At 70.8% G+C, this 13,794-nt stretch carries 13 protein-coding genes; 6 read left to right on the top strand and 7 right to left on the bottom strand.

The features are described from left to right. Positions 1 to 25: 25 nt before the first annotated feature. Positions 26 to 3,745, bottom strand: a complete 3,720-nt coding sequence (scy, locus tag ACFV6H_RS01420; protein WP_385537149.1) for a polarized growth protein Scy — start codon at positions 3,743 to 3,745, stop codon at positions 26 to 28. A 159-nt stretch (positions 3,746 to 3,904) separates the two neighbouring features. Next, positions 3,905 to 4,333, bottom strand: a complete 429-nt coding sequence (mce, locus tag ACFV6H_RS01425) for a methylmalonyl-CoA epimerase (RefSeq protein ID WP_093604356.1) — start codon at positions 4,331 to 4,333, stop codon at positions 3,905 to 3,907. A 145-nt stretch (positions 4,334 to 4,478) separates the two neighbouring features. On the opposite strand from mce, the gene ACFV6H_RS01430 reads away from it, so the two are divergent. Both ACFV6H_RS01430 and meaB read left to right on the top strand, forming a co-directional pair. Beyond that, complete coding sequence (locus ACFV6H_RS01430) at positions 4,479 to 5,678, top strand: acetyl-CoA C-acetyltransferase (protein WP_384784769.1); 1,200 nt, start codon at positions 4,479 to 4,481, stop codon at positions 5,676 to 5,678. An 85-nt stretch (positions 5,679 to 5,763) separates the two neighbouring features. After that, positions 5,764 to 6,723: a methylmalonyl Co-A mutase-associated GTPase MeaB gene (gene meaB / locus ACFV6H_RS01435; RefSeq protein ID WP_384976259.1), complete on the top strand. Its 960-nt coding sequence runs from the start codon at positions 5,764 to 5,766 to the stop codon at positions 6,721 to 6,723. A gap of 508 nt (positions 6,724 to 7,231) precedes the next feature. On the opposite strand, the gene ACFV6H_RS01440 is transcribed toward meaB, so the two are convergent. After that, the gene (locus ACFV6H_RS01440; RefSeq protein ID WP_385537154.1) at positions 7,232 to 7,657 is read right to left on the bottom strand and encodes a PepSY domain-containing protein; all 426 of its coding nucleotides are present in this window, start codon (positions 7,655 to 7,657) and stop codon (positions 7,232 to 7,234) included. 114 nt (positions 7,658 to 7,771) lie between these two features. Between ACFV6H_RS01440 and ACFV6H_RS01445 the strand changes: the two genes are divergently transcribed. Next, a complete protein-coding gene (locus ACFV6H_RS01445; protein WP_385537157.1) occupies positions 7,772 to 8,434 on the top strand; it encodes a response regulator transcription factor in 663 nt (220 codons plus the stop codon). Beyond that, positions 8,431 to 9,930 (top strand): sensor histidine kinase, encoded by a 1,500-nt coding sequence (locus tag ACFV6H_RS01450; protein ID WP_385537160.1) that lies wholly within the window; start codon positions 8,431 to 8,433, stop codon positions 9,928 to 9,930. Before ACFV6H_RS01445 ends, ACFV6H_RS01450 begins: the two co-directional genes overlap by 4 nt. A 217-nt stretch (positions 9,931 to 10,147) precedes the next feature. Here the strand turns inward: ACFV6H_RS01450 and ACFV6H_RS01455 are convergent, their stop codons facing one another. The 4 genes from ACFV6H_RS01455 to ACFV6H_RS01470 all read right to left on the bottom strand — a co-directional run bounded on the left by ACFV6H_RS01455 (position 10,148) and on the right by ACFV6H_RS01470 (position 12,809). Further along, entirely contained in the window at positions 10,148 to 10,624 is a 477-nt protein-coding gene (locus ACFV6H_RS01455) for a MarR family winged helix-turn-helix transcriptional regulator (protein WP_384975845.1), read from the bottom strand. 111 nt (positions 10,625 to 10,735) lie between these two features. Further along, positions 10,736 to 11,524 (bottom strand): AIM24 family protein, encoded by a 789-nt coding sequence (locus ACFV6H_RS01460; protein WP_176732614.1) that lies wholly within the window; start codon positions 11,522 to 11,524, stop codon positions 10,736 to 10,738. Then, complete coding sequence (locus tag ACFV6H_RS01465) at positions 11,521 to 12,171, bottom strand: AIM24 family protein (protein ID WP_385537165.1); 651 nt, start codon at positions 12,169 to 12,171, stop codon at positions 11,521 to 11,523. Before ACFV6H_RS01465 ends, ACFV6H_RS01460 begins: the two co-directional genes overlap by 4 nt. Further along, a complete protein-coding gene (locus ACFV6H_RS01470) occupies positions 12,171 to 12,809 on the bottom strand; it encodes an AIM24 family protein (RefSeq protein WP_093599889.1) in 639 nt (212 codons plus the stop codon). The genes ACFV6H_RS01465 and ACFV6H_RS01470 overlap by 1 nt, the downstream gene beginning before the upstream one ends. A gap of 215 nt (positions 12,810 to 13,024) precedes the next feature. Here ACFV6H_RS01470 and ACFV6H_RS01475 point away from each other — a divergent pair, with 215 nt between their 5' ends. Together ACFV6H_RS01475 and ACFV6H_RS01480 are read left to right on the top strand one after the other, a co-directional pair. Further along, positions 13,025 to 13,387 (top strand): DUF3817 domain-containing protein, encoded by a 363-nt coding sequence (locus ACFV6H_RS01475; protein WP_385537170.1) that lies wholly within the window; start codon positions 13,025 to 13,027, stop codon positions 13,385 to 13,387. Further along, a complete protein-coding gene (locus tag ACFV6H_RS01480) occupies positions 13,384 to 13,677 on the top strand; it encodes an MTH1187 family thiamine-binding protein (protein ID WP_093599886.1) in 294 nt (97 codons plus the stop codon). Before ACFV6H_RS01475 ends, ACFV6H_RS01480 begins: the two co-directional genes overlap by 4 nt. The last annotated feature ends 117 nt before the right edge of the window (positions 13,678 to 13,794 follow it).

Raw genomic sequence — 13,794 nt, forward strand, 5'->3', positions numbered from 1 at the left:
GGAGAATGTCCAGCCTTTTGAGTGGCTAGCTGTCGGACGACTTGCCACTCGAACGGGTTGTTCCCGCCGCGGCGCCCGCCTTGACCTGGGTGTCCTTCGTAGGACCGGCGGGTGCCTCAAACGACTCCAAAGCTTCGAGTACATCCTGGACGCGGGAGATCTCCGTCTGAATGTCCTCGCGCCTGCGCACCAGGACATCGAGTTCGCGCTTGCCGTCGTCGACCGTACGCTTGGCCTCCCGGGCGGCGTCCGCGCGCAACTCCTCGGCCTCTCTGATGAGTCCGGCCTTCTTCTGCTCGGCCTCCTTGAGCAGGGCCTCGGCCTTCTTCACCGCGGCGATCCGTACTCTGCTCGCCTCGGAACCGGCGTCGGCGACGAGCTGCTTGGCCTTCGCATCGGCCTCGGCCCGCTGCTCGTTGGCGGCCTTCATCAGATTGTCGACGCGCTCGCCAACAGTCTTGAGCTGCTCGGAGGTCTCCCGGCGGGCGCGCTCGTGGAGCTGCTCGATCTCGCTCTCGACACGTACGCGCAGCTCCTCGGCCCGGTCCCGGATGGCCGTCGCGTCCCGCCGCGCGCCGACGAGCAGCTCGTCCGCGTCCGTACGGGCCTTCTCCACCAGGGAGTTGCCCTCGACGGTCGCGTCCGCGGTGATACGGCCGGCCTCCTTGCGGGCGGCGCCCACCATCGTGTCGGCCTGGGCCTCGGCCTCGGTGGCGGCACGCAACGCCTCCTCCTGGGCCTTGTTGATGAGCTGGTCGGCCTGCTCGGCGGCGTCGGCGCGGCGCTTGGCCGCGTCCTTGCGCGCCTCGTCCAGGAGCCAGTCCGTCTCCTCCTGGGCCTCGTTCCTGAGCCGCTCCGCGGCGGCCTCGGTGTCCGCCTTGAACTTCTCGGCGTCGGCGCGCAGCCGCTCGGCGGCCTGCTGCGCCGCGCCCACCGTCTCCGCGGCCTCGGCACGCATCCGCTCGGACTCGCCCGTGGCCTCCGCGATGAGCCGGTCGGCCTGGCCGGCGGCGTCGCCGCGGATACGGTTCGCGTCCGCCCGGGCCTCGGCACGGGCGCGGGCCGCGTCCTGCTCGGCCGCCGCCAGCGAGTCGGACGCCTCGGTCCTGACGCGCTGCGCGTACTCCGCGGTGTCGGCGCGCATCCGCTCCGCCTCCGCGATCGCGTCGCCCACGGTCCGCTCGGCCAGGGACTGCGCGGCGTCGGACTCCTCCTGGGCCCTGGCACGGATCCGGCCGGCGTCCTCGGAGGCGCGCTCCCGCTCCGCGTACGCGTCCGCGCGTACCCGGTCGGCCTCCTCCTGCGCCTCCGTCCGCGTCCGCTCGGCCGCGTGCTCGGCGGCGGAGCGCAGCCCGGCGATCTCCTGCTCGGCCTGGTCCTGGAGCCCGGCGACCGAGTCCCGTACCTGCTGGGCGGTCTGCTCGGCCGCGGCCACCAGCTCGGTGGCGCGGTAGTCCGCCTCCGCGACCAGCCGGTGCGCCTCGGTCTGTGCCTCCTCGACGCGGTTACGGGCCGAGGCGAGCAGCTCCTCGCTCTGCTCGCGCGCCCGCTCGCGCTCCTGGTCCGCCTCCGTACGGGCGGACGTCAGCGTCTCCTCGGCCTCGCGGCGGCGGCGGCCCGCCTCCTCCTGCGCGGCGGCCAGCGCCTCGGCGGCTTCGGCACCCACCCGCTCAGCGGCGGCGGCGGCCTCGGCCCTGACACGGTCGGCGGTCTCCTGTGCCTCGGTCTTGAGGCGCTCGGCCTCCGTGGCGGCTTCGCTCCGTAGCCGTACCGCCGCGGTCTCCGCCTCGGCGCGGTACTCCGAGGCGTCGGACGCCGCCTCGTTACGGAGCCGCTCCGCCTCCTGCTCGGCCTGCGCCTGGAGCGTACGTACCCGCTCGGCGGACTCCGCGCGCAGCCGCTCGGCCTCCTCCGAGGCCTCACGGCGGATCCGCTCGGACTCGGCGCGCGCGTCGGTGAGCGCCTCCTCGGCCGACGCGAGCCGCTGCTCGGCCTCCGTGTGCAGCCGCGTCAGCTCGTCAGAGGCCTCGTCCTTGCGGGCCTCGATCCCGCGCTCGGTCTCCTCGCGCAGCTCGGCCGCGGCCTGCTCGGCGGCGGCCCTGGTGGCCTCGCCCTGCTCCTCGCCCTCGGCGCGCAGCCGCTCCGCCTCGGCGCGTGTGCGCTCCAGCGTCTCCTCGGCCTGCCGGCGCAGCGTGGTGGCGCGCTCGATGGCTTCCGTACGGACGCGCTCGCTCTCGGCGGTGGCGCCCGAGCGCAGCTCGTCGGCGTCCGCCTTGGCCTTGGTCAGCAGCTCCTCGGCGGACCTGGCCGCCTCCTCGATCTGCTGGACGGCCTCACGCCGGGCCTCGCCACGGATCCGCTCGCCCTCGGCGACCGCCTCGGCCCTGAGCTGCTCGGCCTCGCCGCGCAGCCTGCGCGCCTCCTCCTGGAGCTCGACCGTCTTGGCGCGGTACTCCTTGGTGTCGTCCTTGGCCGCGCCCTTGAGCTGGTCGGCCTGCTCGGCCGCCTCGCCGCGCAGCCGGTCCGCCTCGGCCTCCGCCTCACGGCGGATCCGGTCGGCCTCCTCGCTCGCCGACCTGGTGGTGGCCTTGGCGTCGTCCGACGCCTTCGTCAGCACCTCTTCGGCGGTACGGGCCGCCTTGGCGAGCTGGGCCGCGGTGTCCTCGGCGGCGACCGTACGGGCCTTCTCCGCGGCCTCCGCGACCAGCTTCTCGGCCTCCGCGCGGGCGTCGGCGAGCGCCTGCTCGGCCTCCGCCCTGGTGGCCTCGGCGTCCTTCGTGGCCTCGCCGACCAGCCGGGCGATCTCCGACTTGGCCGTACGTGTGCGCTGCTCGTTCTGCGACTCGACTCCGGCCAGCCGCTTGGCCGCGCTCTCCTTGGCCTCCGCGGTGACCTTCTCGGCCTCCGCGCGGGCCTCGCGCAGCCGCTCCTGCGCCTCGTGCATCCGCTGATCGGCGGCGCGGCTCAGCTCGGCGGCGTGCTGGCGGACCTGATCGGCCTCGGCCGTCGTGGACGTACGCAACTGCTCGGCGTGGCTGGAGGCCTCCTGCGCCTGCGAGGACGCGGCGTTCAGCAGCCGCTCGGCGTCCCTGCGGGCCCGCAGCAGGATCGCTTCAGCTTCCGATCTGGCCGCCTCGGACGCCTCGCCGAGCCGGCGGCGGGCCTCCTCGGTGACCCGGACGGCCTCCGCGCGGGCGGCGGTCAGGGACTGCTCGGCCTCGGCGCGGGACTCGTCCAGCAGCCGCCGGGCCTGGGACTCCGTACGGGCCCTGAGCTGCTCGGCCCAGGCGACGTTCTCGTTGACATGCGACTCGACGGTCTGCCGGCGCTCCGCGAGCTCCTGGTCGAGCCGCTGACGGCGCTGGACGGCCTCCGCGTGCAGCTCCGCCTGGAGCCTGGCCTGGTGCTCGGCGTGCTCCTGGAGGATGCGCTGCGTCTGGGCCCGGGCGTCACGCAGCTCGCGCTCCGCGTCCGCGCGCATCTGCTCGGCCTGGATCTGGGCGTTACGGAGGTGCTGCTCGGCCTGGTAGCCGAGGTCGCCGTTGTCGTAGGACGACGGGCGCGTGGCCAGTGTGCGGCGTGCCTCATGGAGCTTGGCGCGCAATACCTCGACCTGGTAACCGAGGTCCTCGGCGTGCTGGACGGCCTTCTCCCGCGCGGTCTTCAGCCGTTCCATCTCGGCTTCGAACCGCGAGAGGTGGTCGTCGTCAGCTCGGTGGCTCTCCTGGCGTTCGTAGCCCCGCACTGCGCGGTCCCATCCGTCCCCTGGTCGCAACTGCCCAATCGAGCACCGTTCGCGGCGAACGGCCCCCCGGGGAATGGTGTCAGATCAACGGCAGGGGCGCGGCCCCGGCCCGGCCCCGGCCCGGAGCGCCCCACTCTACCGGGCCGGGAATCCTTAAGGTCAGTGCTCCGGGGCGGAGGTGACGAGTTCTGTGAGGACTCCGTGACAGTCCTTGGGGTGGAGAAAAGTGATGCGCGAGCCCATGGAACCCCGGCGCGGCTCGTCGTAGAGGACCCGTACGCCCTTGTCACGGACCGCCTGGGCGTCCCCGTCGACATCCGCGGTCCCGAAGGCGATGTGGTGCACGCCCTCGCCGTTCTTCGCGAGCCACTTGCCCACCGGGGAGTCCTCCCGTACCGGTTCGAGGAGCTGAAGGTACGAAGCCCCGCCGTCCGACGTCCCGTTGATCTTGAGCATGGCCTCGCGTACGCCCTGCTCCTCGTTGACCTCGGTGTGGAAGACCTCGAAGCCGTAGGTGGCCCGGTAGAACTCGACGGTGGCGTCGAGATCGAAACAGGCGATTCCGATGTGGTCGATTCGCGTCAGCATGGAGACAGTGGAGCGTCATGGCGCCGGTTACGCAACGTGCGCGCGATCACACGCACGGCCGGATGACCCCGGCGCGTACCGCTCAGTACATTGGAAGTAAACCATCGTTCACTCCTCACGCTCCAAGCTAAGGGGATCGCGTCTCATGTCGGATACGAACACCACCACCTCCGTGATCGTCGCGGGCGCCCGTACCCCGATGGGACGGCTGCTCGGCTCGCTGAAGTCCTTCTCCGGTGCGGAGCTCGGCGGCTTCGCCATCAAGGCCGCGCTGGAGCGCGCCGGGATCGGCGGCGACCAGGTGCAGTACGTGATCATGGGCCAGGTGCTCCAGGCCGGGACAGGGCAGATCCCGGCACGCCAGGCCGCGGTCAAGGCCGGCATTCCCATGAACGTCCCGGCGCTCACCGTCAACAAGGTCTGTCTCTCCGGCCTCGACGCGATCGCGCTCGCCGACCAGCTCATCCGCGCGGGCGAGTTCGAGGTGGTGGTCGCGGGCGGCCAGGAGTCCATGACCAACGCGCCGCATCTGCTGCCCAAGTCCCGTGAGGGCTACAAGTACGGCGCGGTCGAGCTGCTCGACTCGATGGCGTACGACGGGCTGACCGACTCCTTCGAGGAGATCGCCATGGGCGCCTCGACCGAGAAGCACAACACCCGGCTCGGTATCGCGCGCCCGGAGCAGGACGAGTTCGGCGCGCTCTCCCACCAGCGGGCCGCCGCCGCGCAGAAGAACGGCGTCTTCGAGGCCGAGATCACTCCGGTGGAGATCCCGCAGCGCAAGGGCGATCCGGTGGTCTTCGCCCAGGACGAGGGCATCCGCCCGGAGACCACGGTGGAGTCGCTGGCCCGGCTGCGCCCGGCCTTCGACAAGGACGGCACGATCACGGCGGGCACCTCCTCGCAGATCTCCGACGGCGCGGCGGCGGTCGTGGTGATGAGCCGGGCCAAGGCGGAGGAACTGGGCCTGGAGTGGATCGCCGAGATCGGCGCCCACGGCAATGTGGCGGGCCCGGACAACTCGCTCCAGTCCCAGCCGTCCAACGCGATCCTGCACGCCCTGAAGAAGGAGGGCCTGGCCGTCGGCGACCTCGATCTGATCGAGATCAACGAGGCCTTCGCGGCGGTCGCCGTGCAGTCGATGAAGGACCTCGGGGTGTCGCCGGAAAAGGTGAACGTGAACGGCGGCGCGATCGCTCTCGGTCACCCGATCGGGATGTCCGGCGCGCGGCTCGTGCTGCATCTGGCGCTGGAGCTGAAGCGGCGTGGCGGCGGGATCGGCGCGGCGGCGCTGTGCGGCGGCGGGGGCCAGGGGGACGCGCTGATTGTGCGGGTGGCGGGGTAGTCCGTAGTACGTACGTTTAATACGCCGCTGAGTACGAGTAGCTGAACGATTGGCCGAACGGCCGAGTAACGGAGCTGGAGCTGTGATGCAGGACGTCCCCGAGCTGGTGGCTCAGGCGCGTGAGGGCCGGCCGCGGGCCGTGGCCCGGCTGATCTCACTGGTCGAGGGGGCGTCCCCGCAGCTGCGGGAGGTGATGGCGGCGCTGGCACCGCTCGCGGGCCGGGCGTATGTCGTCGGGATCACCGGCTCGCCCGGTGTCGGCAAGTCGACGTCCACCTCGGCGCTGGTCACCGCGTACCGGCGGGCGGGCAAGCGGGTCGCGGTGCTGGCCGTCGATCCCTCGTCGCCCTTCTCCGGCGGCGCGTTGCTCGGCGACCGCGTCCGGATGTCCGAACACGCCTCGGACCCGGGCGTCTATATCCGCTCGATGGCCACCCGCGGCCATCTCGGCGGTCTGGCCTGGGCGGCTCCACAGGCCATCCGGGTGCTGGACGCGGCGGGCTGCGACGTGATCGTGGTGGAGACCGTCGGAGTCGGCCAGTCGGAGGTCGAGATCGCCTCCCAGGCCGACACCTCGGTGGTGCTGCTGGCGCCGGGCATGGGCGACGGCATCCAGGCCGCGAAGGCCGGAATCCTGGAGATCGGCGATGTGTACGTGGTCAACAAGGCGGACCGCGACGGCGCCGACGCGACGGTCCGCGAGCTGAACCACATGCTCGGCCTGGGCGAGTCCCGGGGCCCGGGCGACTGGCGCCCGCCGATCGTCAAGACGGTCGCGGCGCGGGGCGAGGGCATCGACGAGGTCGTGGAGGCGCTGGAGAAGCACCGCGCCTGGATGGAGGAACACGACGTCCTGGCCCAACGCCGCATCAGCCGCGCGGCCCACGAGGTGGAAGCGATCGCCGTCACAGCCCTCCGCACCCGCATCGCCGACCTCCACGGCGACCGCCGCGTGGGCGCCCTGGCGGAACGGATCGTAGCGGGCGAACTGGACCCGTACGGCGCGGCGGACGAACTGGTGGCGGGCCTCACGGAGGGCGCCTGACGGCGGGGCGGTGCGCGCCTGCGGCGCGGGGCCGGTGGTGGGTGCGGGTGTCGGGGCCTCGGGAGGTACATGTCCGGACGGCATGATTTACGCCGCGTGCGGGTTGGTTGTCTGGTGCGGGTTTCGTGTGCGGCACAAATCACGCTTTAGTGTCCGGACACGCACCTCCTACGACCCCGCCCCCCTCCCGCCGTACGCCGTCTGCGGCTCGTGCCGGGCACCCACCAAGCCCGTCCGGCGTTTGAGGACGGAACGGCCAACCCTGGTGCCGGGTGCCCAGACGGTGGGGCAAAATCAAGCCCGTCCGGCGATTGAGGACGGAACCGGCGACCCCGGTGCCGGGTTCGCAGTCGGTAGAGGTCTGCCCCATCGCGCCACCGGCCGCAGGCCGGAAAAACCAGCCCGTCCGGCGATTGAGGACGGAAACGCCCGCCCCGGCGCCGGGCTTCCGGACGGTGTGGGTGCGCCCGGCCGGGCCCAGCCGAAACGCACCCCGGAACCACGGCCGTCAGTCGTCGCGACCGTCGTCGTCCCGGCCGTCACCGTGCCGACCGCCGTGGTCGTCACCCCGGTCGTCGGTACGGTCCGGCGTGACCTTGCCCGTGCGTGCGTGGATGTTCAGTTCGTGGATGCGGCCGTCCTTGCCGCGTACGTCGACCTCCCAGCGGCCCGTACGGTCGTCGTCCCGCTCGACGGAGGTCACCGTCCCCGGGACCTTCTTCAGGGCCGCGTCCGCCGCCTGTCCCGCCGTCAAGTCCGCCCGGCTCACACGCGGGCTCGGGGAGTCGTCCGACGACGCGAGCTGCGACACGGGCGCGGGCGGCGTCCCCGGGTCGGCCGTGCCGTCGTCGCCGCCCATGGCGACCGCGGTGTACGTTCCGCCGCCGATCAGAGCCGCCGCGGTGATGGCGGCGATGACGAGATTGCGCTTCATGAGGTTCTCCCCAGTCGGTCCGATTGCGAACGACCTCAATGTCCCTGAGGGAAGCTGAAGCCAGCCTGAAGCAGGCTGAAGAGATCTTCAGGTTCCGTTTGGCAGGGTGGGGACATGCGTTTGCTGATCGTGGAGGACGAGAAGCGGCTCGCGGTGTCGCTGGCCAAGGGGCTGCGGGCCGAGGGCTTCGCCGTGGATGTCGTCCACGACGGTCTCGAAGGGCTGCACCGGGCCGGCGAGGGCGTCTACGACCTGGTCGTGCTCGACATCATGCTGCCCGGGATGAACGGCTATCGGGTCTGCGCCGCCCTGCGCGCCGCCGGCAATGACGTACCGATCCTGATGCTCACCGCGAAGGACGGCGAGTACGACGAGGCGGAAGGGCTCGACACGGGCGCGGACGACTATCTGACCAAGCCGTTCTCGTACGTCGTGCTCGTCGCGCGGGTCAAGGCGCTGCTGCGCCGCCGCGGTTCGGCCGGGGCCTCGCCCGTCCTGCGGGCCGGGAATCTCACCGTCGACACCGCGGCCCGCCGCGTCTTCCGGGACGGCACCGAAGTGGCGCTGACCGCCAAGGAGTTCGCCGTACTGGAGCAACTCGCGGTCCGGGCGGGCGAGGTGGTCGGCAAACCGGAGATCCTGGAACACGTCTGGGACTTCGCCTACGACGGCGATCCCAACATCATCGAGGTCTACATCAGCACCCTGCGGCGCAAGATAGGCGCGGCGGCCATCCAGACCGTGCGCGGTGCGGGCTACCGGCTGGTGTCGTCATGAGCGCCGTAAGACGACCGTTCGGTTCCGTACGGGCCAAGACCTCCCTCGGGGCGACGGCCGTCGTGGCGGTCGCGCTCGTGGCCGCCGGGATCGCCGTCCTCCTCTCGCTCCGCGCGAACCTCACCGACCAGGCCGACCGCCAGGCCGACTCCACGGCGCGCGATGTCGCCCTGGACATCGCGTCCCAGGTTCCCGCCCGGACCTCGTACGCGGATCTCGAACTGCCGGCCACCGAGGAGCATCCGGTGCAGGTGGTCACCGAGGAGGGTCGGCTGCTCGTGGCCGGTGAGGACCTGGAGCGGATCAGCGGCACCGGAGTGCCCGCCGTACGGGTCGTACGGAGCCCTCCCTCGCAGCCGAGCGCCGAGCCAGGTGACGACAGCGGAGGAGACGACGACAGCGGGGACGACCACGGGGGCCACGGGCGCGGCAGCGACGATCCCGCCATCGGTGAGATCGGTGAGATCAAGGATCGCAGCTCGGGAAGCGCCACCGTCGACGGCAGGACGGGCGACTACCGCTTCGCCACCATCGCGGTGACCGACACCGCGGGCCAGACGGTCGTCGTCCACGCGGGCGCGTCACTGGACGCCCGGCAGAGCGCGGTCGGCACGGCCGCCGTGGCGATGCTGCTGGGACTGCCCGTCCTGCTGCTGGTCGTCGGGGGAGTGACCTGGCTGGTGACCCGGCGGGCGCTCAGGCCCGTGGAAGGCATCCGGCGTGAGATGGCGGCCATCACCGCGTCCGAGGATCTGTCCAGGCGGGTGCCGGAGCCCGCCGCCCATGACGAGGTGGCCCGGCTGGCCCGTACGACCAATGAGACGCTCACCGCGCTGGAGGCGGCCGTCGACCGGCAGCGCCGCTTTGTCGCGGACGCCTCGCACGAACTGCGCAGTCCCATCGCCTCCCTCCGCACTCAGCTCGAAGTGGGCGACGCCTACCCGGAGTTGCTGGATGTGCCGGGCGCGGTCGCGGACACCGTACGGCTCCAGCAACTCGCCGCCGATCTGCTGCTGCTGGCCCGGCTGGACGCCGGGGAGCGGCCGGGACGGACGCGGCTCGATCTGGGCGCGCTGGTCCGCGAGGAGGTCTCGCAGCGGACCTCGGACCGTATACCGGTGACGGTCGACACCGGTCAGGAAATCGAAGTGACAGGCTCACGCGGCCAGTTGGCCCGGGTCCTCGGCAACCTGCTCGACAACGCCCAGCGCCACGCGCGGGGTTCGGTAGAGGTGTCCGTACACCGCGCGGACGACGGTCAGGTGGTCCTCGCGGTCAGCGATGACGGCTCCGGTGTGCCGGAGGCGGAGCGCGAGCGGATCTTCGAACGGTTCGTACGGCTCGACGACGCCCGCAGCCGTGACAACGGCGGCGCGGGACTCGGACTCGCCATCGCCCGCGACATCGCCGAACGCCACAACGGCACCCTCACAGTCGCCAACTCCTCGTCGGGCGGCGCCCACTTCGTTCTCAGCTTGCCCGTAGCGAGCGCCTGAGCCCCGCTCCGGCCCCCTGGGTTGCGGAAACGCTCTGGTTGCGCACGGCCGCCGGCGAGTGAGCCGAAGGGCGCGCCGCTGTCGAAAGGGAGGCTGTGCTCGATATGCGGCTCCGCCGCGCGGGCGGAGGCCCTGAGGAACGAAGGGCCGAGCACGGTCGACCGTCGACAGTGGCATAAAGCGCCCGGAGGCGAACCGAGCCTTTAAAAAGAGGGGCTCACAGCTTGCCGCGGCGGCCCCGTAGGTGGTCCGCCACCGGGCCCAGGGATGCTCGTAGTTCCGCCAGGGCCTCCGGTGGCAGCAGGTCGATGAAGTGCTTCCGTACGGACGCGACATGGTGCGGCGCGACCTTCTGCATGGTCTCCATGCCGTGGTCGGTCAGTACGGCGTAGAGCCCGCGCCGGTCCGACTCGCAGTGTTCCCTGCGTACCAGTTCCGCCGCTTCCATCCGGGTGATCTGGTGGGAGAGCCGGCTCTTGGACTGGAGTGTCGTCGCCGCGAGATCACTCATCCGCATACGCCGCTCCGCCGACTCCGAGAGATTCACCAGGATCTCGTAGTCGTTCATGGTCAGTCCGAACGGCTGGAGGTCCTTTTCCAACTGGTGCGTGAGAAGCTTGTTGACGTCGAGATGGGTGCGCCAGGCGCACTGCTCCGCGTCGGTCAGCCAGCGGGTGGCGGTCTCGGTCTCCATGTGTGGATTCTACCTAAGAAGTTGAATTCTGTACAAAGCTTCCGCGAGGTGACGTCGCGCACCCACGTTCGACGTCACACTCCGCAGCCTACCGTTCACAGAGCGAAGCCCTCACAGGCCGAAGCGACGCTGGAGGTCCCCGAGCTGCCCGGGCAGCCTGGGTGCGGCGCCCTGGCCCGGGTGGCCGGATCCCGGGACGCCCGCGCCGCCGCCCGGCACTCCGGGCTCGTTCGGCACCGCGCCGGTCGCCTGCTCGGCCATCAGCATCTCGGTCGACTGGAGCAGTACCGTACCCGCTCCGACGAACTCGAATTGATGCTCCTCGCCCGAGGTGCCTCCGAGGCCCGTCATCGAGCGCAGCCCGCCCAGCACGCCGGTCATATAGCCGTGGTCGTAGTGGTGGCACGGCGAAGGGCAGTCCGCCCAGCCCACCAGCGCCTGCGGATCCACCCTGATAGGCGGTTCCATGAAGACGACCGGACCGTTCGACGCCGCCACGAACTTGCCCGTACCGATCAAGGTCAGAAAGCCCGGCACGATCGACTGCTTCAGCGCCAGCGTGGGCTGGTACGCCAGCAGATTCCCGGAACGGATCGTCAGATTGCCGTCCTCCAGGTCGTACGAGTTGACGTCGAAGGCGCGGTCCGCGAGCAGCATCTTGCCGCTGCCCTCCGCCACCACCCAGTCGGCGGCGTGCAGCGGCGAGTGGAAGCTCGTACGCAGCAGCCGCTCGAAGCGGCCGTGGCCGATCCCGTTGAAGTCGATCCGCCCGTAGTAGGCGATCATCTTGCCCTTCTGGAGGAACCACTGGCCGCCCTTCAGCTCCACACAGAAGGTGTACGCGTTGACGTTGTCGTCGCTCGGCAGCGTCATCGGGTCGAAGATCACGGGCGCGCTCACAGCTTCTCCTCCGACGCCTGGACGTACACCGCACCGCTGCCGCTCAGTTCGAGCTGGAAGGCCTCGCCCGAGCCGCGTCCCACCATGTCGCGCCAGCCGAGCGCGGTGGAGAGCTTGTTCCGTACGTCGCCGTGGTGCGCGACATACGCCTGCGGGTCCACATGGACATCCCTGCCCGGGCTGATGGGCACCTCGATCACTCCGCCGTGTGCCATCACGGCGACCGCGCCATGGCCCTTGAGTGTGGTGGTGAACAGGCCCTGGCCGGTCACCTGGCCGCGCACCATGCCCATGATCCCGCCCTGCGAGCCCATGAACATCGTGCCCTGCTGGAGCGTCCCGTCGAAGGCGAGCAGCCGGTCCGCCTCGACATACAGGGTGTCGCCGGAGAGCCCGATGACCTGGATGTGATGGCCGCCGTGGCCGAACAGCACCGTACCGCTGCCCTCGACCGTCATCAGCGGTGTCGCCTCGTTGGCCACCCGCCGGCCGATCATCGACATCAGACCGCCCTGGCCGCCCTGTATGTTCGGCGTGAAGCTGACCTCGCCGCGGTACGCCAGCATCGCGCCGCGCTGGCTGAACATCTTCTGGCCGGGCACCACCGTGGCCTCGACCATCTTCGAGTTGATCTCACGGAACGGCATCAGACGTCACCTCCGATCGTGTTGCGCTCGCTCGGCTGTACGTACACGAGCCCGTCGCCCTCGAAGCGGATCTGGAAGGCCTCGCCGCCGCCCTCGCCCATCAGCGTGCGGAAGGTCACTCCGGCCTGGAAGTGCTGCTGGAGATTTCCCTGGTGCGCGATGTACGCGCCCGGGTCGACCGAGAGCGGGTACTGAGGCGTCACCCGCAGGATCACCGCCGGGCCGTCCGACATGATCGCGGCCTGGCCCATGCCTTCCACGGTGGTGGTGAACAGGCCGTTGCCGGTCGCTCCGCCGCGCAGTCCGGTGAAGGTCGTACCGGTCCGCAGCCCCGCGTCGGTGCAGAGCAGATTGCTGGCCTCGACATAGAGCTTGTCGCCGTGCAGCGAGACAAGGTTGATCTCGCTCGCGCGGTCGGCGAAGTAGCAGGTGCCCTGGCCCCTCACCTCCATGACGGTCATCTGTTCGCCGGTGAGCCTGCGCGTCACCATCCCACGCAGGCCCTCACCGCCGCCGGACATCTTCTTGAACGCCATCTGGCCGTCGTACGCGACCATCGAGCCGTTCTTCGCCTTGACGGAGTCGCCGGACATGTCCACGGCGAGCACCTTGCTGCCTTGCAGTCGGAACTGAGCCACGGATCGAAGGTAATGGGCCGAGGCGGGGACGAACAGGTCTTTCCGTCCCGGCCGCGTCCCACCCTGGTAACGGTCAAGCAAAAGCGGGCTGCCACAATGGTCGCGCTTGTGCGTGCGTTCACAAGATCGCGCCGCCCTGATGCAGTCTCCGTAGCTTTGTGCTGCCCCGACAGCCTCGTGCTGCCCCGACGACCGACGACGAAGGTGCCTCCCTCGTGGACATCAAGACCGCCTCCTCCCTCCACCGACTCCGCCTGGTCTCCGCGCCCGAGGCCGTGTCCTTCCTGCTGCTGCTCGTCTGCTCGGTGCTCAAGCGGACGACGGACTTCAACGCGGTGCCCGTGATGGGCGCGATCCACGGTCTGCTCTTCGTGCTGTACGTGGTCTTCTGGCTGGACGCCTGGAACCGCACCAAGTGGTCCTTCGGGACGGCGGCCCTCTACTTCGTCCTCTCCGTCCTGCCGACCGGCGGCTTCTTCGCCGAGCGGAAGCTCAAGCGCGCCGCCGAGGACGAGGTCATCGCCTCGCGCGCCCGTCACGAGGACCGCGAGGACCGCGAAGGTACGGTGAAGGCATGATCGTCGCCTTCTCCGTCTCGCCGCTCGGTGTGGGCGAGGACGTCGGTGAGTACGTGGCCGACGCCGTCCGGGTGGTCCGCGAGTCCGGGCTGCCGAACCGCACCGATGCCATGTTCACCTCCATCGAGGGCGAGTGGGACGAGGTGATGGACGTGGTCAAGCGCGCCGTCGCCGCCGTCGAGGCGCGCGCGCCGCGTGTCTCACTCGTCCTCAAGGCCGACATCAGGCCCGGTGTCACGGACGCGCTCACCTCGAAGGTCGAGACGGTGGAACGGCACCTCTCCGCCTGAGCGCCGACGCATGCCGAGCGCCGACGCCTGAGCACCGGCTCCATGGCGGGCGACTCCCTGACGGAAGCCCGTGCCCTCGCGCACAGTTGCCTGCCCAACGTGGAAGTGTCAGCTCCG

Source organism: Streptomyces sp. NPDC059743 (assembly GCF_042732975.1).
Taxonomy (GTDB): domain Bacteria; phylum Actinomycetota; class Actinomycetes; order Streptomycetales; family Streptomycetaceae; genus Streptomyces.

What these genes read in the sequence shown, in the direction of transcription:
- ACFV6H_RS01450 (WP_385537160.1), top strand. Translation starts at nt 8,431, where the DNA reads ATGAGCGCCGTAAGACGACCGTTCGGTTCCGTACGGGCCAAGACCTCC.
- ACFV6H_RS01480 (WP_093599886.1), top strand. Translation starts at nt 13,384, where the DNA reads ATGATCGTCGCCTTCTCCGTCTCGCCGCTCGGTGTGGGCGAGGACGTC.
- ACFV6H_RS01430 (WP_384784769.1), top strand. Translation starts at nt 4,479, where the DNA reads ATGTCGGATACGAACACCACCACCTCCGTGATCGTCGCGGGCGCCCGT.
- mce (WP_093604356.1), bottom strand. Translation starts at nt 4,333, where the DNA reads ATGCTGACGCGAATCGACCACATCGGAATCGCCTGTTTCGATCTCGAC.
- ACFV6H_RS01445 (WP_385537157.1), top strand. Translation starts at nt 7,772, where the DNA reads ATGCGTTTGCTGATCGTGGAGGACGAGAAGCGGCTCGCGGTGTCGCTG.
- meaB (WP_384976259.1), top strand. Translation starts at nt 5,764, where the DNA reads ATGCAGGACGTCCCCGAGCTGGTGGCTCAGGCGCGTGAGGGCCGGCCG.
- ACFV6H_RS01465 (WP_385537165.1), bottom strand. Translation starts at nt 12,171, where the DNA reads ATGCCGTTCCGTGAGATCAACTCGAAGATGGTCGAGGCCACGGTGGTG.
- ACFV6H_RS01455 (WP_384975845.1), bottom strand. Translation starts at nt 10,624, where the DNA reads ATGGAGACCGAGACCGCCACCCGCTGGCTGACCGACGCGGAGCAGTGC.
- ACFV6H_RS01440 (WP_385537154.1), bottom strand. Translation starts at nt 7,657, where the DNA reads ATGAAGCGCAATCTCGTCATCGCCGCCATCACCGCGGCGGCTCTGATC.